Genomic DNA, 22189 nt, shown 5'->3' with positions numbered 1-22189 from the left:
CCTACGCTGCCTTATCAGCCTCTTTTTCCAGTGGTAAGCATAAGATGACACGAGTAAATTCTTCTGGTTGGTAATCAACACGCACACCATAATGTTCACCATAGCGAAGCCGCAGGCGCTTATCTACCAGGCTCATTCCAAGTCCATCCCCCATTTTTTTCGGGCAATAAAGCCCCGCATTATCTTCAATTTCTACCAATAGCAGATTCGTTTGTTGATGGGCTCTAATCGTAATTCTTCCGGTATCCAGTAACTGTGATGTGCCATGTTTAATTGCATTTTCGACCATGGGTTGCAGGGAAAATGCAGGTAATTGGGCATAACGCAGAGACTCCGGTATATCTATCGTTATCTGGAGACGTTCGCAGAATCGCGCTTTTTCAATTTGTAAGTAAGCATTCACATGCTCTATTTCATTTTGTAGTGTGGCGATTTCTTCTGGTCGCTTCAGATTCTTGCGAAAGAATGTTGAAAGGTACTGCACAAGCTGACCCGCTTGCTGGCTATCGCGTCGGATCACCGCCTGTAATGTATTCAGGGCATTAAATAAAAAGTGAGGATTCACTTGCGCGTGAAGTAGTTTTACTTCTGATTGTAACAGAGACTGCTTATTTCGTTCATATTGTCCCGCAAGGATTTGGGCAGAAAGCAAGCTGGCAATTCCTTCACCTAATGTTCGATTGATCGAACTAAATAAACGGTTTTTGGCTTCATACAATTTTATCGTACCGATCACTTGCTGATTTTCTCCCCGTAGAGGAATAACCAGTGCTGAACCCAACTTGCAAATAGGACTAAGGGAGCAGCAATAGGGAGTTTCATTACCATCAGCGTAGACCACCTCATTATTTGCTATCGCACGATGTGATTGCTCGGAAGCAATAGGCGTTCCCGGTAAATGATGGTCGGAACCAATGCCGATAAATGCCAATAATTTTTCCCGATCAGTAATTGCGACAGCCCCAATTTCCAATTCCTGATAGATAACTTTTGCGACACGCATGCTGTTAGCTTCATTAAATCCCTTAAGTAATATCCCTTCGGTGCATACCGCGATTTTCAGGGCTTGGGCAGAAAAAGCACTGGTATATTTTTCGAATATGGCGCGTCTGTCCAGTAAGATACGGATAAACATAGCTGCCCCGATACTATTAGCGATGATCATAGGAGCGGCGATATTTTTCACTAAATTAAATGCTTCACTGAAAGGGTTAGTAAACAGCAGAATAATCCCCATCTGAGCACATTCGGCAAGGAATGTCACAATCGCCGCAGTCCATAGGTTAAGTAACTTATTGATCTTGCCCTGCTTCATTAAATAACTGTGTACAAGACCGCCAATAACGCCTTCTATAATGGTGGATACCATACAACTGAATGCGGTCATTCCGCCAAGGGAATAGCGATGCAATCCTCCCGTGAATCCTACCATCGCTCCGACTGTTGGCCCGCCAAGGAAACCACCTAATACAGCACCAATAGCACGGGTATTAGCAATAGAATCATTAACATGCAGACCAAAATATGTTCCCATGATGCAGAAGATGGAGAAAATGACATAACACATGAGCTTATGAGGTAAGCGAACACTCACTTGCAGTAAAGGAATGAACAGAGGCGTTTTACTCAGTAGCCAGGCAATCACCAGATAGATACACATCTGCTGGAGCAGTAGTAACACGAGGTTAAATTCATACATATTTTTTCACGGCATGTTTGATAACAATAAATAAATTTATGCGGTCATTATCAAAGCTTGAATTTAACGCCGTCAATGGGTATATCCGCCCTCTTCGGCAAGGACGGATTTTCTTAAAGATTTTTTGACGAAATAAACAGGAATAGGATTATTCAGTGCAGATAACGTAATCGGTGACTATCTCATTAATAACATGAACTGTACCATCATCTATATTCACGGCGAAATGAGCATTTTTCCCGTGTTCATCTATTCCGGGTGTTGAAGAACGGTAAGAACGGAATTGTGGCCAGCCATACAGCTCATGCATCGCATTTTGTTGATGTGCTTGGTACAGGCTGGCTAAGTCTTCTGCTGTCGGTAATTTTTTATGTATTTTTTTACAATACCATACAGCGCCTTTATAGACTCGACGTGGCCAAATCTCACCATTTTCAGTATAAGTAGTCATTCCTTTCATACCCATTGCTAACTCGGCTTGTAGCAGAGGTCGGTCAAAAATGACTCCGTTTGTATTTGTCACCGTTTCAGCCATATGTCCCCAAAAATTTGCGTACTTAGAATCAGGGCTGGTCACGACAGTAAAAATGACATCTTCAGTTTTCGGGTTTGAGACACCATAGGCTTTTATTTGCAAGGTCGTTTTTACGCCCAGTCCATTTGGGTCGGTGATGGGGAGCGATAAACTACCCTCATCTCCCGTTGCTCCTTGGTAGTGACCTGATTCATTGTCTATCAGCGCAGTAACTGTCTGAGGGACTTCCTGACGGTTTAGTGCTTTGGTTGCTTTCATTTCTATGGGGACATTTTTTACAGGCTGTCCGTGATTGAATGCTTTAATATTCAAGGTAATTGTTTCGCCTTTTTTAACTTTCCCTGTATTGAGGGTGACTACCAGATGATCAGCAATCCCTTTGACTTTTCCGCCTTCAGTACCATCATAGGTATGGTTACCGTGCTCTTGATCCATACTGGTATCAATCGCTTTGGTATTCCCGGTAATGTGGAGCCCATTTTGTGCCTGAACAACAAGTGCTTTTACTTTACCTGCATCTGACAGTGTCAATGTATAACCGGGGATCTTACCCGATTCGACGATAGTACTGCTTTTGGTAATATCAACATTCCCTTTATCTCCCCACACATAGCGTGATTTGTCCACATTTTCGCCGTTATTAGCATGGAAGGTATAGGTTGCATTGAGGATATGTCCTATTTCTAATCTGCCTGACATACTGAGATCTTTAATAATTGGTTTGTCAGGGTGAAAAAAGGTGATCTCTATTGGCTTTATATCAAGGCTTTTCACTTCAGGTGTAATAGTCAGCACACCTATTTTTTCACCAGCGGTAAGTAACGCTTCATAGATCCCTGGTTGAGTTTCTTTTATTTGCCCAATCTGAGGATCTTTACCGGCCCCGCCTAATTTACTACCCATGAGTTTGATATCCTCGCCAGCACCAGGAATTGGATTGCCGTTCCCATCTTTTAGTGTCAATTTAAGGATGGTGGTGGAGTGACCATCTGCTGACAGTTCGCTGTCTTTTGCGGTGAACGTAGATTTATCGGCACTTGCCTGTGCTTGTAGTACCTGAACCTGAGTTTCTGCTCGTTTGGAAGCATTGCCATGCTCATCGTAGGCAATAGCACCTATGGTATAAGTGTTATTGCCTTGACGATGATATTTCGGCAGGGTCAGCAGATAGGTATTACTGTTTTGTTGTTTGATCTTGCCTCCATTGGCAAGCAGGCTTCCAACCTCCCATTGGATCGTTTTCAGGCCATATTTGCTGTTTACTCTAAGATGAATAGGTTTGATTTCACCTGCATGGCCGGAAATCAGTCTGTCTAATGTCAGACTAATGACTTCACGTTTACGAAATTGCAAAACAATTTGATTGTTACGATCAACGAGATCAAAACGACCGCTTTGTAGCGTATGTTTGAATATCACGGCATCGGGATCAATCTGTGTTGACCATGGTGTACCGATGTCATAGTTCAGTTCTATATTGAATTGAGTGTCTTTATTGCCAGACATCTCTTGTTTGCGGTCAATACCGAAAGTCAGCAATGGGATAGGCGTATAGTTAATGCCGGCAGTAAAGGCCGCGGGGTTCTTTTGGCGGTGATCTTTATTGATTAACCCAACTTCATCGCCAAAATATTGTTCATATACCAACTTACCGCCAAGTTGTGACAAAGCGGGAAGATAGCCTTGTACTCTCAGATCGAATCCATTGGCAGGACGTTCATCGTAATCTTTCAGAAAATGCGATTTTTTCCAGTTACTTAAGCGAAAATAGCCGTTCATGCCTAGCCTCAGATAATCGCGAGCATACTCTGTGCCGAGGCCAAGCCGGGTATTATCTCCGGTAAAATCGTGATCCAGAAAAGCGTTGTATCCTAGCATCCAGCTATCAAAAAACTGACGATGTCCGATACCGATATTGATGGTGTTGCGTTTATCAATGCGGCGTAGGCCAAATTGAGTGAAGTCCATTTTACTTTTGTTGTCATACAGAGGTAACAACATATCAAGTTGACTGCCATCCAGACGACCTCGTTTATCAATATGAGTTTGTACACGCGCTGTACCGTAAAATCCTAGCCAGCTCTGGAGTTGTTGATTGGCTTCTGACACCGCTAAGTTGCTTATCTGATTTATTGCGCTGTCGCTTGCTTTATTGCTGTTCAGTATCTCACCGACGCGGATAGCCGCATGAGCCAGCTTGCGTTCTGTATCATCGGTTTTGGAAAATGGCTCTGATGAAAAGTCATTGAATGGTAAATATTTATTAGGGCGATATTTGGGGACATCAATTTCATCATCAACCCCAAGTACTGGAAACGGTTTGCTGAAAGTACGGAATTTATTTATTTCCTTAAGTTGATTAATGGTGAAACCGTAACGTTTAGCTATTGTATGGATAGTTTCTCCCGGTTTCAGAATATAAGGCTCAGTTGGTATTGCCAGAGGGGAATGTTGAGAAATCGTATGCGTTTCGGCCGTGGCAATAATAGGAGTAAATGTGCCAGCGAGTGGGAACGCGAATTGGGCGATAATATTCACCCAGGCTACTCGTTTCAGCCAGTGTTGCTGATTTTGTGCCTGAGGCTTATCAAATTTTTTGTGCATAAAAATAAACCTGTAATAGTAACAGCGTCAGGTGATGATGAAATAAAAGAGGGGCAAAATGGTATTGCCTTATTTGAGACATCATAAATTGGTTAACAAAAAAATTGTTAACGTGTTAACGCAAGGATTATTGATCTGACATATCTTGTATATGTATTTTTTATTCCAGCATAAAACTATTTAGTGGTCAACATGACTTTCTATATCAGGTATTGAAAATAAAAAACAAGACTGAGAATAAAAAAATAACAGGTGATTTATACGTATTTTCTCATTAGGTTAAAACATGGTTTTTTAGATTTATGTAAATTAAAACATAATGTTGCAATTTATATGTCTTATGTGAACAGGGATTGTCTGAGGAAGGGAAAAAATAACTTTAAATATAATAGGATTTTTCATAGTTAAATATTCTATGCTAATTATTATTGGTTTTTATTTGTATTTTCATTTTATTAATCTTTGATGTTTTATTGGCGAATATTCTACAATGTGGTTTCAGAAAGCACTTTCTTTCTAATTCATAATTAAATATTAATTGATGAATTGATTTTAAGAAATAAAAATAATCAGATAACAAGTTGAATTGAGGGAAAGGGAATGTGTTAATTTCCCGTCTTACTGCTACTTGAAATTGATTGGGTATATAATGTGATAGGTAGTTACATAAAGCATTTCATTTTTGTCAATGATCAGGCGCACGAATTTCTAAAAAGAATTTATGAAGATAGTGTCACACTAGATCGGTACAGCTACACTAATTTGGTCATCGCTGACGAATTTTGATCTGGTAGTATGCTTGGAGCTTACAAAACATAATGAAGAAAAGAACACTTTTCACGATATTGCTGATTATCTTTCTGACCGCAATGGCCGTGCTTTTTCGCTCACATCATCAGGACTTATTGTTGCAGGGAGAGGTTGAAGCACCTGAAGTCATCATTGCATCTAAAGCCTCTGGAAGAGTGATTGCGCTTCACGTTAGGAGAGGAGACGACGTAAAAGCCGACCAACTATTAGTAAGCCTTGATGGCCCTGAGCTGACTGCAAAAGTTGCCGCAGCTCAAGCCGCCCGTGATCAGGCTAAAGCAAAACTCAATTTATCTTTGCATGGAACACGAGAAGAAAATATTCGCAGTTTGGAAGCGGCATACTTACAGGCTGAATTTGGATATAAAAACGCTCAACGTGAATTTGAGCGACTCAGTAATATTTCAGGCAAAGGTTATTCATCTGCCAGTGAATTGGATAACGCACGAAACGCGCGTGATATTGCTTACCAGAAAATGCTGTCAGCAAAAGCGGAGCTGGATGCAGGGAAAAATGGAGATCGTATAGAATTACGGCAACAATATCAGGCAGCACTGAATGAAGCTGAAGAGAAATTACGGGAATTAAAAATTCAGAGTAATGATCTACAGGTAAAAGCTCCCGTTGATGGTGAAATTGGGCCACTTCCGGCGGAGGTCGGGCAACTTTTCAATGCCAATAGCCCATTGGCAACACTAATACGTATCCCTGAAGCTTATTTTGTTTATAATTTGCGCGAAGATATTCTGGCTAAAGTCCGTAAAGGTGACAAAGTGACATTGTGTGTACCGGCTTTGGATAATAAAGATATTGAGGCAGAAGTCCGTTATATCGCGCCAATGGGGGATTACGCAACAAAACGGGCCACTCGTGCAACAGGGGACTTTGATCTGAGAACATTTGAAGTCCGTTTATATCCACTACAACCTGTTGATGGGCTGCGTCCGGGAATGAGTGCATTATGGCACTGGGATAAGTAAGGCGGCAGCTTGATGAACAGAAAAGCTGTGTGGCGTGGTCTTAAATGGCGTGGTCTTAAATGGCGTGGTCTTAAATGGCATGGTCTTAAATGGCATAGTCTTGAATGGCATAGTTTTAAGCATGCGTTTATCCGCGAGCTGGTGGTTGCAGTCCGTAGCCCGATTTTTCACTGGCTAAGTTGGCTGTTTCCTCTGTTGCTGTTTATCTTAATTAGTGCCAATTTTTCGGAAGGAACGCTGCTAAACCTGCCTGTTTCAGTCGTGGATAATGATCACAGTACCTTATCACGCACATTAATCCGTAACTTAAATGCGGCACCTCACGCTGATATCAAAACCTATGATAATGGTCTGACAGAATCATTAGAGAGATTGGGCAGTGCAAAGGATTACTCTTTACTCTATATCCCTCCCGATCTAGAAAAAGATGCGTTGAGTGGTAAACAGCCGACAGTGAGCATCTATTATAATGCCTTGTTTTATGGTGCAGGGCGTTATTCCGTTCAGGACTTCGGCGGATTGATGGCAGAAACAAATGCCAAATATCGTAAGATCATTGCGTCTGAAATGGGTCGTCAGCTTCCACCACTAGCTAAAGCGACGATGTCTTATGACAGCTTGTTCAATGCCAGTGGCAGTTATATCTATTTCCAGCAATTTGCTGCAACCATCCATTTATTACAGCTTTTCGTCGTGACTTGCACTATTTATACAATGGCAAGGGGAAAACAGCTCTTAAGCGCAAAATCTTTTATATCGGCTTTATTAGGAAAACTTGCGCCTTATACCCTGATTTTTACGTTGTTGTTGATGATAGAAATTGCAGCATTGGTTGCATTTTCTGATGCCAAAGTTGCAGGTAATCCCATATATATGCCAGTTGTTGGATTCTTTTATGTGATTGCGGCTCAAAGTATCGGTTTACTACTATTTACTTTCACCGGTAATGCATTGACGGCTTATTCACTAATCGGAATGCTGGTCAGTATTGCGATGTCATTTTCTGGCATGGTGGTGCCTGAATTATCAATGGTATGGCCGGCAAGAGTTATTTCGAATCTGGAGCCATTAACCCATGCTTTAAATGCCATGTTCGATATCTTTCTGCGGGAAGTATCATTAAAAATCATCCTGCATGTTTGCATGCTATTGGTGATTTATCCTTTAGTTTGTGCCTTGTTGATCCGCAATCGTTTGTGGAAACGGCTTAACCAGTCAGGAGAAGCTATATAATGCAGGGGAAGCAGGTAAATGAATAATTGGAAAATGTATTGGCAAACTTTCCGCAATGTATTGTTGGGAATGCTGGAAAAACCTTTGTGGTTAATGCTGATTGTTTCTCTGTGTGTGATGAGTCTGGTTTATGTCCGCCCTACATTATGGGATCTGCCCGTTGCGATTATTGATCAGGACAACAGTCATATGAGTCGTGCGCTGATCCGCCATATTGATGCGACGGCGAAAATTGAAACCCAAAACTACACTAGTCTTGCTAACGCCCGTAATGACATGTTACGACGGGAAATCTTCGCCATTATCATTGTGCCGCCGGATTTTGAAAAACGTCTTTTAGGCGGGAAAAATGTGACAGTACCGGTTTATGGTGACGCGACGAACCGCCTTGCCAATGGGCAGATTCAGCAGGATTTGGCGTTGGCGTATCAACAGTTATTATCTGAATATAATACACAGTTACTGCTGAAATCAGGTTTCAGTACGGAACAGGTGAACGTGTTGCTACAACCGATTAAAGGAGAAACCATTGGATTATTCAATCCGGGGATCAGTTATGCTGCCATTGTTTTTCCCGGATTACTGGTGATGCTTTTGCAGCACTCCTTTTTGATTGCTTGTGTACGTGTGAGTATCACCATACGTAGTACCCCTAAAGGTAAGCCACCACTTCCTGTCTATCTGGGAGCTTTGTCTGCGTTGTTGCCTATTTGGCTGTTTTTGTCTGTGATCTTTTTTGTTCTGTGGCCATGGGTATTGGGATACCGGCAGGACGCACCAATTTATCAATTATTGCTGATGACTTTCCCATTCCTGCTGGCAGTATTGGGGTTAGGTAAACTGGTAACAGAGTGTTTGCGCAGTGTGGAAATGATTTATCTGACATTGGCGTTTATCACTACGCCTGTTTTCTACATTTCGGGGACTATCTGGCCGGTTCAGGCGATGCCTGATTGGGTAAGAGCGATTTCATCGGCTTTGCCATCCACATGGGCAACCAAAATTATCGCAGGAATAAACCAAATGAATATGCCCTTGCAAAATATGTTAGGGGATATTGCAATGATCCTGTTCCTTGGTGTTGTATACATGATCCTGGGAATTTTTGTTGGGATATTGCGTAATGGTGAACTGCGGGAATTGAAGATTTTTATGAAACGGCAGCGAAAGCATTAACAGCAATCAAGAATTATCGCCAGACCGATAGTGAAAATATATTGATTTGGGACGGGTTCCGTGCAAATGTCACGGATACTGATTTACCTGGATCTCAGTGATAGAATTTTATTATCAATTCTTGAGGTAGTATCAGGAAATATCACAGTATTTTGGCAAAATAACATGTTCCTTTTCACGAAAAGGGATCTGACTTGTGTTAGGTTAAATCCACTTTCCGTTTTGGTTTATTATCGTTAACTCAATTTATCAAAGCGGAACAAAAAGAGGGCGCAGATCAGAACGATCGCGCGTTATCGTCATGTTAATCAGGGTCGAAATTCCGGTTGATGCCATGGGTATTGATCGCTTGCTGCGAGAATCCTTTGAGACATCGACAGAAGCTGAGTTAGTTCATAGATTAAGAGAAAATGGCTTGTTGACGCTAGGGATTGTTGCGACTGACGATGAAGGTCACGTTATTGGTTATGTTGGTTTCACACCTGTTGACATCAATGGTCAGGATCATAATTGGGTTGGATTAGCACCATTGGTAGTGTCTGAACCGTATCGTCGTCAGGGCATTGGTGAAAAGTTAGTGTATGAAGGATTGGATAGCCTGAATGAGTTTGGTTATGGTGCAGTAGTCGTGCTTGGTAAACCTGAATATTATCATCGTTTTGGTTTCAGGCTTGCTAAAGAGTACCAATTACATTGCCAATGGCCTGATAGTGAGGAGTTCTTTCAGGTTTACACACTGGCTGATGTCTCGCTGGATGATTGTCATGGTTTAGTCACATATCCCAGTCATTTTGACTATGTGTAACTATGAAATGTAATTACAAGATGTAAATACAAAAAGTAGTAAATACACGTTGAAGTCATGCTGGAAATACGCTGGCAACAATGTCTATTCTCATGAAGTCTCTGACAAATAGGTTGCTATACAGAGAGGTTGGGTTGTAACCAGCCTCTCTTTTTGTTGCTTGTTTAGTTGCTTTATTCGGTATTCCAGCTTTAATGCTGTGCTCTTGTCCCGTACTAAACGGTGATAGACCAGAGTTAATGAGCCTTTTCCCCTCAAAGCCTTCGCTCCTTTTCCTGTACTGTGTTGTATCAGACGACGGGAAATATCTGTAGTAATTCCGGTATATAAAGAACCATTCTCGGTTTTTATCAAGTAAAGATACCAATCAGATTTTTTAATATTCATAATTTATATTAAATAGTTACAAATGTATAAATACCGCATGAGATTAAATCATAATGAGACCATAGACTGCATTGTGGTTTTTGTAACAATGTAACATGATGAATGATATTAAATGACATGTTTATTAACAGTCAGTGACAATATTTTTATTCAAAATAACTGAAAAATTATAGCAAGAATTGCTAATTATCATTTTTTGAAGAAGCGTATAACTTGATCCAAATCACAGAGAGATACCCTTTATATTGAAAAGTAGACAAAGGATCTAAAAATGAGAAATGCAAAATTTATTGCTGCTGTTTTAACACTATGTACTGTTTCGTTTGGTTCTTTTGCCGCTATTGAAGTAAGAAATGCTACAGGGGAGAAAATTGGTGTTGTTTCTGTGACGGGAGCAGAAACACTGGATAACCTGACAGAAGAATTGTCCAAAAAAGCTGACAAAGCTGGAGCAGCTTATTTCCGCATTATTTCTGCTACTGGTCACGATAAACTGCATGGTGTTGCAGAAATCTATAAATAACGTATAGTTAGATCAGGTTAAATATCATACTGCTGTATAAATATCAGAACACATCGCTGGATCAATATCCACATGTGTTCTGATTGAGATAAGTAAATATAACAATATGGAATTAGATGGAATTGAATAAAGATATCTTAACAATCTGCCAGTATCTTGCCGAGCAACATGTCTTCACAATTTGTACTTCTTCAAATCAGGATCTATGGTGCGCAAATTGTTTCTATGCTTTTGATATCGATAAAATGACACTCTGGTTTATGACTGAACCTGATACCCGCCACGGTAAAATGATGCAGGAAAACGCCGTAGTTGCAGGTACTATTGCCGGGCAAACCCATAATATTTCCCAGATCAGAGGCATTCAGTTTCGTGGGGAAGTTGCCCTATTGACAGGTAAGGATGAAACAGTTGCCAGAGCAAGCTACTGCCACCGCTTTCCTGTTGCGATAACAGCAAAATCGCCTATTTGGCAATTGAACCTGAATGAAATAAAAATGGTGGATAACACACTTGGCTTTGGTAAGAAATTACATTGGCGGCGTTAATATCAGAGCTGCAAATTTTATACCCTAAAATTATCGGAATTCATTATCGTAAATAGTGAATAACCTGATTACTACTGCCTCGCCAGATTAGCGCTGGATCGTGCAAAGTCTGTTCGAATTTTCCGTCAACTAACACATTAATATAACTGACAATTTCTTGTTGGAGACCGCTTAACTCGTGGAGGACATAACCTGTCCATAGCCAAATATCTTTATCCGGGCACTCTCTCTTTATCCGTTTGATCAATTTGAGAATATCAGGCGTATTGGAGGGATGAAGAGGGTCGCCGCCAGATAATGATATCCCTTGCCGTTTAATGCGGAGATCTTTCAAATCAGTAATGATCTGATCTTCAACAGCTTGCGTGAAGGGGCGACCTGAGTCAGTCCGCCATGTACTTTGGTTATAACAACCACGACATTGATGGGAACAGCCAGCCACAAACAGGGTACAGCGGGTTCCGGGGCCATTAACCACATCAACCGGATAATATTGATGGTAATTCATGATATTAGCCAATTGACCCATTGTTGAGATGCTTGATGCGACGTTTTACCTCTTCCTGTTTACCTGCATTAAATGGACGGGCATCAGGGCTGCCAAGATATCCACAAACCCGTCGGATCACAGAAACATGCGCTGAATCATGATTACCACAACGGGGACAAGTGAACCCTTTGCTGGTACAGGAAAATTCTCCGGTAAAACCGCATTGATAACATTCATCAATTGGAGTATTGGTTCCGTAGTAAGGGACACGGGAATAACTGTAGTCCCATACATCTTCCAATGCCTTTAAATTATGTTGCAGATTGGGATATTCGCCGTAGCAGATAAAACCACCATTCGTTAATGGGGGATAAGGTGCTTCAAAATCCAGCTTATCGTAAGGATTGGCTTTTTTCTCTACATCCAGATGAAAACTGTTGGTGTAATAACCCTTATCCGTGACTCCCTGGATCACGCCAAATTCAGCGGCATCGAGGCGACAGAAACGGTCACATAAACTTTCACTTGGCGTACTGTATAAACTGAATCCATAGCCGGTTTCCTGTTTCCAGGTATCAACTGCTTTGCGTAAGCGTTTAACGATAGAGATTGCTTTTTGACGACGTTGTTCATCGTCAAATAGATGAATGTGATCACCGTATAGCGCATTAATCGTTTCATGGATACCAATATACCCTAACGAAATAGAAGCCCGCCCATGTTTGAAGATTTCGCCAATATTGTCATCCTCTTTCAACCTTACTCCGCAAGCGCCTTCCATATAGAGGATAGGGGCAACCCGTGCTTTGGTGTTTTCAAGGCGTTCAATTCGGGTCATTAATGCTTTTTTGGCAACCAACAGGCGTTGTTCCAGTAGCTGCCAAAAACGCATTTCATTGCCTTTGGCTTCAATCGCGATACGGGGAAGATTCAGGCTTATTACCCCCAGATTATTGCGCCCTGCATGAATTTGTTGACCATTCTCTTCGTAAACACTGAGAAAGCTACGGCAGCCCATTGGAGCTTTAAATGATCCGGTGACTTTAACCACTTGATCATAATTAAGAATATCGGGATACATGCGCTTGCTGGCACATTCCAGAGCCAATAATTTGATGTCATAGTTAGGATCTCCAAGCTTATGATTTAGCCCGTCACGAATGGCAAAAACCAGTTTTGGGAATACGGCAGTTTTGTGATTCTTGCCTAAGCCAGCAATACGGTTACGTAAAATAGCCGTTTGAATCAAACGGGATTCTTTTGATGTTCCCAGTCCAAAACCGAATGTCACAAACGGTGTTTGTCCGTTGGCGGTGTGCAGCGTGTTCACTTCATATTCCAAAGACTGGAAAGCATCGTAACACTCTTTTTCGGTGCGGGCTTTAGCATAGGCGGTGTGATCCGTAATATGCCACTCTTTTGCGATGGTCAAATGTTTGTTATAGCTGGCTTCAACAAACGGAGCGAGCACTTCATCAATACGGTCGATGGTTGTACCGCCATAAATGTGGCTGGCGACCTGTGCAATAATTTGGGCTGTAATGGCAGTTGCTGTGGAGATTGATTTTGGCGGTTCAATCTCGGCATTACCCATCTTAAAACCTTTGGTCAGCATGCCCTGTAAGTCAACTAACATACAGTTAAACATCGGGAAGAATGGAGCATAATCCAGATCATGGTAGTGAATTTCTCCCTTTTCATGTGCCAGAACAACATCACTCGGCAGCATATGTTGTTTGGCATACTGTCTGGCGACGATCCCTGCCAGTAAGTCACGCTGAGTGGGGATCACTTTAGCATCTTTATTGGCATTTTCATTGAGTAAAGGTAGATCGCTTTGTTCGATCAGGCCGCGAATTTCCTGATCTAGTCGATCATGCCATTCATGGAGAGCTTTTTTCTCAACATTAACTGGATGGTTATTGCGCTGCATCACAACCGTTTTCACAATAGAGTTCCTCAATATGCTACCCACAAAATGTTACCCACAAACTAAAATTGCATGATGGTCAGTTTTTAATTTGATGTGGATAATCTTGTGCATAAACACCATATATAGTTATATTTTTATATTTAAGCACAATATGTGGGTTCTTCTAATCAATATACCATGCAATAAGTTGATCTAAGACAAAGAACAGGGAAATTATTCTGGGACGAAGTGGGGAGGCAAAAAGAGAGAATATCAACCCTGATATTGAGCTATCAGGGTTGATGAAGCTATGAATTAGCTACGAACAGCGATAGCTTCGATTTCGATTTTTACATCTTTTGGCAAACGAGCAACTTCAACACATGAGCGAGCAGGGAAAGGCGCGTTATGTTCAGTAAAGAATGCTTCATAGGCTGCATTCACTGTAGCAAAGTCATTCAGATCTTTAACAAACACTGTAGTTTTTACGATATTCGCTACTTTCAGGCCAGATTGTTCAATAATAGCCTTGACGTTTTCCAGTGATTGTCGGGTTTGTGCCGTAATATCTTCAGAAACGTCACCCGTTTTCGGATCAACAGGGATCTGACCGGAAGTGATAACCATGCTGCCCAGATCAACACCCTGAACATAAGGGCCGATTGCGGCTGGTGCATTGTCGGTGTGAATAGAATGTGACATTAGAAACTCCTGTTTAACGTCAGAATGGAAAATTTTTGCGAGGTCAACATCATAGTGCCCCTCTGGTCAGCATCAACTGCGGGACTTTAATCGTTGCTGATGACAGCCTGACGATCAAACTCTTTTTCGCAGTATTTGCAACAGACGACGACGTCGTTAGCGGCTTCCATAACGCGGAAACAGCTTTCTACGGGTTCATTATGACTAATACAGTTACCGTTCGGGCATACAAGGATACCATCAATCTTCTCTGGCAGGTTGATTGGCATCTTCTTCACGACAACGTAATTTTCAATATTATTCACAGTTGCATGTGGCGCATACATAGCAAGTTGATTTGCCTGCTGTTCTGTCAGGAACGTATTTTCAATTTTGATCAGATCTTTCTTACCCAATTGATTGGAAGGTAAATTCAGACCAATAGTAATGCGTTGGTCGGTTTCTGTGAGTTTGAATAGTGACAATAACTTAAAACCGACATGGGCCGGAATGTGGTCGATAACTGTGCCACATTTAATGGCTTCTACTTGTAGTTGATGATCTTGTAGTGAATGGTCTTGGGTCATGTTGTGCTGTGAATACCGTTTAGGGTATTTCTCCTCCAGATATTAGGGAATCAGGGACATGCTCCTATTTTGTCATATAAGGTTTGGCATTTCATCTTGCGTAATGAACATATCATAGTCGCTTGTGAAATCATTTCTTCTTATGGTATTTCAACCAAATCATTTTGGTTCAATATCTGATGATAAATTTTTGTAATATCATTGAGAAATATATACTGTATCTCCATCAGTGTAATTCCAAATAATGATTTAATTTTCCCGACAGGAAGAAAAATTTTTTGCAAGTATAAAAGGTTATGTTGAATATTGTGCAGTAAGAAAAAGTGTGGCTGAAAAATTAGTGGAAGCCTCACAATTGTTACCATCTCATTTAGTTATTTTATTATCCTGATCGTTATATCGGGCTGGACAGTGGCAAAGCAGTTCTGGGGAAGTCCTTATTCAGATGCGATAGATAATGATCCCAATCTGGATAACTCCCGGACCTTAGCCGCAGCTTATTGGAAACCGAAAAATATCGCCCTGAAAGACATTGCATTATCGCTGGCGTGGTCAATTGTTTATTTTGTCGTGGGGAAAATATTATAGCTGGAGGCGTGCTGTGTTGATAACATTTTCCCATTTAGATTTCGCTACATATATCATTGAGTTTTTTGTGGGAACTTAACTTTAGAGAGCATACTTTTCACAATAATACCGTGTGTGAGAGATACCGGTATCATATACATTTTCCCAAAAAAATTATGGGTAATGACAGATGCTGTTACTGTTGCTGTACAACCACTGACATGATTCTTATCAGAGAAAATATTCAGGGATATCAAAACTGTTAAGTGTACATCTTTCGACAAGAGACACATTTCATTATCACTAATACGTACAATCTTAAAAAAATCAATATGGCTCCCGTTATGCAGTGTTTCTTTTTATCTTTTTTATCTAAGAGCAAACAACCAGTTTCATCACGATAATACATATTACACCACGATATTATTTTATTTGATATAAATCAGGGATAGCCTATCCGCCGAAAATTTTTTCTAAGAGGCTTCACCGTCTACTTCAATTCCACTTTCAAAACAGGATTTGCCATATTATTGGCTTAATTTATTGAGTAATTTTACTATAGTTAAATAATTTTTACTAAATCAAAACCACTTTCACCGTGAGAAGAAATAGGAAGACAATTCGGTTTTCTCGTTGTATAAGAACGGAATAAATATCACAATAAATCAGTTCGTCGTTTCTGATTCATCTGCCAATCCGTGGCCAATTTTTTGACCACCATGTTAAAAAATCGAGATTGTTATGAAATTCAAAACAAAAATAGAACCTTATCGTGCTGCTGCGGGAGGTTGGGATTCATTGGAGGCAACAACACGCTTTGTTTTTGATAGTAAACAAGCATTAAAAAACATGGTTAACCTGATGCGCATGAACAAACCCAAAGGCTTTGATTGTCCGGGGTGTGCATGGGGAGATGATAACAAAAGCCTTTTCAGCTTCTGTGAAAACGGGGCCAAAGCAGTTACCTGGGAAGCGACCCGTCGCCATGTAGACAACCAATTTTTCGCCAAATACAGCGTTAGTAAACTCTACCAACAAAGTGATTATTTTCTGGAATATCAGGGACGGGTTGTTGAACCGATGCGTTATAACCGTAAAACGGATCACTATGAACCAATTAGTTGGGAGCAGGCCTTTTCTCTTATCGCTAAACACATTAAGGCAATGGATAACCCCAATCAGTTGGAACTGTATACCTCTGGTCGGGCCAGTAATGAAGCTTCGTGGTTGTATCAGTTATTTGGCCGGGTATTGGGGACCAATAATTTCCCGGATTGTTCGAACATGTGCCATGAAGCAAGCGGTTATGGGTTGCTGGAAAGTTTGGGTGTTGGTAAAGGAACCATTCGCCTGAATGATTTTGATCACGCTGATGCCATCTTTGTATTTGGTCAAAACCCCGGTACAAACCATCCACGAATGTTGCATAGCTTACGTCATGCCGCTGAGCACGGCACCAGAATTGTCACCTTCAATACATTGCGCGAACGCGGCTTAGAACGTTTTGCTGATCCACAAAAACCACTCGAAGTGATCACGCCAATAGCGGGTAATATTAGCCATCGTTACTATCAGCCTAAACTGGGTGGAGATATGGCGGCTGTGCGGGGTATGGTCAAAGCACTTTTAGAAACCCATACCGCACTGACGGATGTCGGAAAAGCAGGTATTTTTGATCAAGATTTTATTGCGGCCTACACCGAAGGTGTGGATGCTTATTTGCAGGAAGTTGCTGCTACTGAGTGGTCGTTTATTGAAGAACAATCAGGCTTAACGCAGGTACAATTACGCGAGGCTGCTGATATTTATCAGAACGCCGAACGGGTTATTTGTACCTGGGCGATGGGGATTACACAGCATAAACATTCTCTGGATACCGTTCGTGAAATTACAAACCTGCAATTGCTGTTTGGTCAATTAGGTAAACCCGGTGCGGGCGTATGTCCGGTTCGTGGTCACAGCAACGTACAGGGAAACCGGACAATGGGGATAAATGAACAACCTTCCCAATATTTCCTTGATAGCCTGGCAAACCATTTTGGTTTTGAACCGCCTCGTGCCCACGGGCATAATGTCGTCGAAGCGCTGGAAGCTATGTTGCGTGATCAAGTGAAAGTGCTGATCGCTTTAGGAGGGAACCTCGCCGCTGCTGCGCCTGATAGTCCACGTACAGAAGAAGCGCTTCGGCATTGCGACTTAACTGTTCATATCAGTACAAAATTAAATCGGAGTCATCTTGTTACCGGTAAAAAAGATGCTCTGATCCTGCCTGCATTGGGGCGTACTGAGCAGGATATCCAGTTCAGTGGTGCACAGTTTGTGACGGTAGAAGACTCTTTCAGCATGGTGCATGCTTCCGAGGGAGTGAATAAACCCCTATTTGATACCCAACGTTCTGAAACGGCTATTATTGCAGGTATTGCCGATGCGGTTTTGGGCAATACCCCAACAATTAACTGGCTGGAATTAGCCGGAGATTACAACAAAATCCGTGATCATATTGCGGCAACTATTCCGGGATTTGCTGACTTTAATAAAAAATGTGAACAGCCGGGCGGTTTCTATCTTGGCAATGCCGCGGCAGAACTGCGTTTTCTGACACCGAGTAAAAAAGCCCAGTTTAGCCACGCACCATTACCAAAAACACTGTTTCCACAAATCGACGGAGCTGAAATCCCCTTTGCTTTGCAGACATTACGTTCGCATGATCAATACAACACGACCATTTATGGTTTGGATGATCGTTATCGTGGTGTTTATGGCCAGCGGGAAGTGTTGTTTATGAACCCAGAAGATATTGCTCAATTGGGATATCAGGCAGGGGATCTGGTTGATATCGAGACAATATGGCATGACGGTATTGAGCGTAAAGTGCATGGCTTTAAACTCGTTCCTTATATTATTCCTCGCGGGAACCTTGCGGCTTATTACCCGGAAGCTAACCCGTTAGTGCCGATGGATAGTATTGGTAATGGTACGGGTACACCAACATCTAAATCTGTTCCGGTGAAATTATCCTTGACTGAACTGAATGAATCAGAACCTCAGCGCCTTGTATAGCTTGTTTGTCATTTTATTTATGCAGATCTGCTTAATGAACTGTTATCTCAATAATAGTTCTTTGAGCAGATATCAATTCAGGCCCGGTTTTTGAAATCATATCTGCATTTTCCATTTCATATAGCCGCTTTCCTAATAACCCTAATAGCAGCTTTTCATTTAACTCTATTTTCATTATTAATATCTTATATTTTATTTATTGAATTATTTTTAACATATATTAAACATTGTAAGGTAACAATTAACAAAAATATTTTTATCACAGGAATTAAATTGCATAAAAAGCAAATTGCATTATTAGCAATGTACTCATTATAGATTTTTCGGCACGATGATTATTGATATAGATATCGATTTAAGTATCGATTGAAAATATCAATGTAAGCATGATATGGCCACGAAAATTTCCAGAATGATATTCACTGTCATTTTGTGGCGGTAGCTTTCTCCAAATATATAGTCTTACATCCTATTTCAAAGAAATTAACCCTAATCATTTTTTTAAAAGAGGCTATTATGTCTATAAGCACATCTCAAATTGCAGTTGAATATCCAATTCCCTCTTATCGTTTCATTGTTTCTGTTGGCGATGAGAAAATCCCATTTAACAGTGTCTCAGGGCTGGATATTAATTATGAAACCATTGAATACCGTGATGGCGTGGGGAATTGGTTCAAAATGCCGGGGCAGCGTCAACCTATTCATATTACTCTGCGTAAGGGCGTTTTTCCGGGCAAAACGGAATTATTTGACTGGATTAATTCTATCCAACTTAATCAGGTAGAGAAAAAAGATATTACTATTAGCTTAACCAATGATGCAGGCACTGAGTTATTAATGACCTGGAATGTTGCTAATGCTTTTCCTACCTCGCTGACTTCTCCTTCCTTTGATGCCACCAGCAATGACATCGCTGTTCAAGAAATTACCCTGACAGCCGATCGCGTAACTATGCAGGCTGTTTGAAGCATTGATAGAGTTAATCATTTCGTATAAGGGTATTTCTTATGACAACCAATACCAGTTATCCTGGCGTTTATATTGAAGAATTAAATAGTCTGGCGCTGTCTGTATCTCATAGTGCCACCGCTGTTCCTGTTTTTGCAGTGAATGAAAAAAATAATATTATTGCCGAAAACACCGCATTCCGAATTAGTTCTTGGATGGAATATCTTAATAAGGTATCAAGCAATTTTAATGCAGCAGATAAATTGTCAGTTTCTCTGCGGGCGTATTTCACCAATGGCGGAGGTTATTGTTACCTCGTTAAGACCAGTAGCTTAGAAAAGGTGATTCCAACCTTAGATGATGTCACCTTACTGGTTGCAGCGGGTGAAGATATTAAAACAGCAGCGGCAACTTTATGTCAGCCGGGAAAAGGATTATTCACCATTTTTGATGGTCCTGAAGAAGCGTTGACTATCGCGAATGCGGAGACAGTTAAGAACAAATATGACGCCACAGCGTTTGCCGCAGTGTACTACCCGTGGCTGAAAGCTGATTGGGCCAAGACTGACATTCCACCAAGTGCGGCTATAGCCGGAGTTTATGCTTCCGTCGATCTCTCTCGTGGAGTCTGGAAAGCGCCTGCCAATATCGCATTGAAAGGGGGTCTGGAGCCTGCATTTCTGATCACGGATGAAGTTCAGGGTGCATATAACTCCGGTCGTGCCATCAATATGATTCGACATTTCAGCAATACCGGCGCTACCGTCTGGGGAGCAAGAACACTGCAAGATGATGATAACTGGCGCTATGTCCCTGTACGCCGCCTGTTTAATACCGTTGAGCGAGATGTTAAGCGTGCCATGAGCTTCGCCATGTTTGAACCTAACAACCAGCCGACTTGGGAACGTGTCAGAGCGGCAATCAGCAACTATCTTCATGGCTTATGGCAACAAGGGGGATTGGCTGGCAGTAAGGAAGAAGAAGCTTACTTCGTGCAGATTGGCAAGGGGATCACGATGACACCAGAACAGATTCAGCAAGGACAAATGATTGTAAAAATCGGCCTGGCGGCTGTTCGGCCTGCGGAATTTATCATCCTCCAGTTTACGCAAGATGTAGAACAGCATTAATCATACTGATTGATAAGGAATTATTATGCCAGCTAATTTAAAAGGGCCCGGTGTTTATATTGAAGAGGATGCATCCCTTGCATTGTCTGTTAGCAACAGCCCAACTGCCGTGCCTGTTTTTATCGGCAAATTTACCCCAAAAACGGCGGCGCCAACCCAAGCCTGTATTCGTATCAACAATTGGCTTGAATTTACTTCCTCTTTTTCTTTGACGCCAGTGACAGAAATTATCATCCGCTCTAGTCTTGAAGCCTCTTCTTCTTCTGATGGCGTAAAAAAAGGCGCAACAGAAAAAGAACAGGATAAGAAAGAAAAAATCGAAAATAAAGAGACTGAAACCCAGGAGACTCCCAACGTTCAGACTCTCTCGGCAGAGGAAGAAGAACCCCAAAAATGGATTCACAATATTGAGGACGTCAATCTATCTCAAGCCGTAGAAGCCTTGAGGCTCTATTTTCAAAATGGGGGTGGGGCTTGTTATATCTACCCACTAAACAATGTCAGTGACGATTTGGCTCTGGCCTCCATTCCTAATGTGATAGAACAAAAAGGGGATATCACGCTGTTGGTTTGTCTAGAAGCAGATTGGAATTATAAAAATAAAGTCTATGGTGCAGTCAGCCCACTGTTAGATGATGATAAAGTAGGCTATTTTCTGATTGCAGATAGCCACAATGGTGAACCGACACCTGGTGTAGGCAATGGTGCTAAGGTTGCCACTTATTATCCTCTGTTGGAAACAAACCTGAAATTATCTGCTTTGCCTGACGATAAGGACGTTATTATCAGTGGGTATCAGGATGAATCAGGCAAAGATAAACTGAAAAATCTGGATGAACTCAGGAAAAAAGATAAGACGCTGGCGCAGAACATTAATGACAAATTGCAGCAGAAACAGCAATGTGAACTCATTTTTCCTCCAAGTTCCGCCATTGCAGGAATTTATTGCAAAACAGATAACCAGCGTGGTGTCTGGAAAGCGCCAGCCAACGTTGCACTTACCGGCATCAAAAGATTGACGGATATAGTCGATGACGAACGACAAGGCAGCATGAATAACAAAGGCATTAATGTCATTCGTTCATTTACTGATCGAGGCATAATGGTTTGGGGAGCCCGTACTTGTACCGACACTAACGATACCCATTGGCGCTATATTCCTGTCCGCCGTCTGTTCAATTCTGTTGAACGCGATATCCGTCAGGCACTGCGAGCTGTATTATTTGAAACCAATAACCAACCGACCTGGATGCGTGCCAAAGCTGCCGTTGATCAATACCTTTATACCCTCTGGCAAAAAAATGCCTTGATGGGGGATAAACCGGAAGAGGCTTATTTTGTCCATATTGGTCAGGGTATCACCATGTCTGATACCGATATTAAAAACGGCAAAATGATCATGAAAGTTGGTCTGGCCGCCGTGCGACCGGCTGAATTTATCGTTCTGCAATTTACGCAGGATGTTGCTCAGTAATCTCCGAGATTAAAACCAGGCACTGAATTAGCAGTGCCTA

The 22189-nt window shown here is 41.5% G+C and carries 19 protein-coding genes; 11 read left to right on the top strand and 8 right to left on the bottom strand.

From position 1 onward, the window contains the following. Position 1: 1 nt before the first annotated feature. Both Xind_RS06075 and Xind_RS06070 read right to left on the bottom strand, forming a co-directional pair. A complete protein-coding gene (locus tag Xind_RS06075) occupies positions 2 to 1699 on the bottom strand; it encodes a sensor histidine kinase (RefSeq protein WP_047684443.1) in 1698 nt (565 codons plus the stop codon). 148 nt (positions 1700 to 1847) lie between these two features. Next, positions 1848 to 4838 (bottom strand): inverse autotransporter beta domain-containing protein, encoded by a 2991-nt coding sequence (locus Xind_RS06070; protein ID WP_187649667.1) that lies wholly within the window; start codon positions 4836 to 4838, stop codon positions 1848 to 1850. Positions 4839 to 5656: 818 nt separating this feature from the next. Here Xind_RS06070 and Xind_RS06065 point away from each other — a divergent pair. From Xind_RS06065 to Xind_RS06050, 4 genes are all read left to right on the top strand, one after another. Next, the gene (locus Xind_RS06065; RefSeq protein WP_187649666.1) at positions 5657 to 6628 is read left to right on the top strand and encodes an HlyD family secretion protein; all 972 of its coding nucleotides are present in this window, start codon (positions 5657 to 5659) and stop codon (positions 6626 to 6628) included. Between the two features lie 12 nt (positions 6629 to 6640). Beyond that, positions 6641 to 7861: an ABC transporter permease gene (locus tag Xind_RS06060; RefSeq protein WP_187649665.1), complete on the top strand. Its 1221-nt coding sequence runs from the start codon at positions 6641 to 6643 to the stop codon at positions 7859 to 7861. 18 nt (positions 7862 to 7879) lie between these two features. Beyond that, positions 7880 to 9037, top strand: a complete 1158-nt coding sequence (locus tag Xind_RS06055) for an ABC transporter permease (protein ID WP_187649664.1) — start codon at positions 7880 to 7882, stop codon at positions 9035 to 9037. A 301-nt stretch (positions 9038 to 9338) separates the two neighbouring features. Beyond that, positions 9339 to 9842, top strand: coding sequence for a GNAT family N-acetyltransferase (locus Xind_RS06050; RefSeq protein ID WP_047684455.1), 504 nt, complete (start codon positions 9339 to 9341; stop codon positions 9840 to 9842). A gap of 90 nt (positions 9843 to 9932) precedes the next feature. Here Xind_RS06050 and Xind_RS06045 read toward each other — a convergent pair whose 3' ends face one another. After that, complete coding sequence (locus Xind_RS06045) at positions 9933 to 10223, bottom strand: GIY-YIG nuclease family protein (protein ID WP_304413521.1); 291 nt, start codon at positions 10221 to 10223, stop codon at positions 9933 to 9935. A 277-nt stretch (positions 10224 to 10500) separates the two neighbouring features. Between Xind_RS06045 and bhsA the strand changes: the two genes are divergently transcribed. Both bhsA and Xind_RS06035 read left to right on the top strand, forming a co-directional pair. Then, positions 10501 to 10752, top strand: a complete 252-nt coding sequence (gene bhsA / locus Xind_RS06040) for a multiple stress resistance protein BhsA (protein WP_047684458.1) — start codon at positions 10501 to 10503, stop codon at positions 10750 to 10752. A gap of 116 nt (positions 10753 to 10868) precedes the next feature. Continuing rightward, positions 10869 to 11300 carry a YhbP family protein gene (locus Xind_RS06035; RefSeq protein WP_047684461.1) on the top strand — a complete coding sequence of 144 codons (432 nt, stop codon included), beginning with the start codon at positions 10869 to 10871 and terminating at the stop codon, positions 11298 to 11300. Positions 11301 to 11343: 43 nt separating this feature from the next. Here the strand turns inward: Xind_RS06035 and nrdG are convergent, their stop codons facing one another. From nrdG to pyrI, 4 genes are all read right to left on the bottom strand, one after another. Continuing rightward, positions 11344 to 11808: an anaerobic ribonucleoside-triphosphate reductase-activating protein gene (gene nrdG, locus Xind_RS06030; protein WP_047684556.1), complete on the bottom strand. Its 465-nt coding sequence runs from the start codon at positions 11806 to 11808 to the stop codon at positions 11344 to 11346. Between the two features lie 4 nt (positions 11809 to 11812). Continuing rightward, positions 11813 to 13723, bottom strand: a complete 1911-nt coding sequence (gene nrdD / locus Xind_RS06025; RefSeq protein WP_246432468.1) for an anaerobic ribonucleoside-triphosphate reductase — start codon at positions 13721 to 13723, stop codon at positions 11813 to 11815. Between the two features lie 294 nt (positions 13724 to 14017). Next, a complete protein-coding gene (ridA, locus tag Xind_RS06020) occupies positions 14018 to 14404 on the bottom strand; it encodes a 2-iminobutanoate/2-iminopropanoate deaminase (RefSeq protein WP_038261552.1) in 387 nt (128 codons plus the stop codon). 86 nt (positions 14405 to 14490) lie between these two features. Beyond that, positions 14491 to 14970 (bottom strand): aspartate carbamoyltransferase regulatory subunit, encoded by a 480-nt coding sequence (gene pyrI / locus Xind_RS06015; RefSeq protein ID WP_047684464.1) that lies wholly within the window; start codon positions 14968 to 14970, stop codon positions 14491 to 14493. 411 nt (positions 14971 to 15381) lie between these two features. Between pyrI and Xind_RS06010 the strand changes: the two genes are divergently transcribed. Next, the gene (locus Xind_RS06010) at positions 15382 to 15558 is read left to right on the top strand and encodes a hypothetical protein (RefSeq protein ID WP_187649662.1); all 177 of its coding nucleotides are present in this window, start codon (positions 15382 to 15384) and stop codon (positions 15556 to 15558) included. Positions 15559 to 15611: 53 nt separating this feature from the next. On the opposite strand, the gene Xind_RS24035 is transcribed toward Xind_RS06010, so the two are convergent. Then, the gene (locus Xind_RS24035) at positions 15612 to 15887 is read right to left on the bottom strand and encodes a DUF2867 domain-containing protein (protein ID WP_187649682.1); all 276 of its coding nucleotides are present in this window, start codon (positions 15885 to 15887) and stop codon (positions 15612 to 15614) included. Between the two features lie 391 nt (positions 15888 to 16278). On the opposite strand from Xind_RS24035, the gene Xind_RS06000 reads away from it, so the two are divergent. From Xind_RS06000 to Xind_RS05980, 4 genes are all read left to right on the top strand, one after another. Further along, positions 16279 to 18597: an FdhF/YdeP family oxidoreductase gene (locus Xind_RS06000; protein WP_187649661.1), complete on the top strand. Its 2319-nt coding sequence runs from the start codon at positions 16279 to 16281 to the stop codon at positions 18595 to 18597. Between the two features lie 516 nt (positions 18598 to 19113). Beyond that, a complete protein-coding gene (locus Xind_RS05990; RefSeq protein ID WP_047684479.1) occupies positions 19114 to 19563 on the top strand; it encodes a phage tail protein in 450 nt (149 codons plus the stop codon). 41 nt (positions 19564 to 19604) lie between these two features. Continuing rightward, positions 19605 to 20675 carry a phage tail sheath family protein gene (locus Xind_RS05985; protein ID WP_187649659.1) on the top strand — a complete coding sequence of 357 codons (1071 nt, stop codon included), beginning with the start codon at positions 19605 to 19607 and terminating at the stop codon, positions 20673 to 20675. 25 nt (positions 20676 to 20700) lie between these two features. Further along, on the top strand, positions 20701 to 22149 hold the full coding sequence (locus Xind_RS05980; protein ID WP_187649658.1) for a phage tail sheath family protein: 1449 nt from the start codon (positions 20701 to 20703) through the stop codon (positions 22147 to 22149). Positions 22150 to 22189 lie beyond the last annotated feature (40 nt).

The sequence above is a fragment of the Xenorhabdus indica genome, assembly GCF_014467235.1.
Taxonomy (GTDB): Bacteria; Pseudomonadota; Gammaproteobacteria; order Enterobacterales; family Enterobacteriaceae; genus Xenorhabdus; species Xenorhabdus indica.
This window is presented reverse-complemented; position numbering and strand designations above follow the sequence as displayed.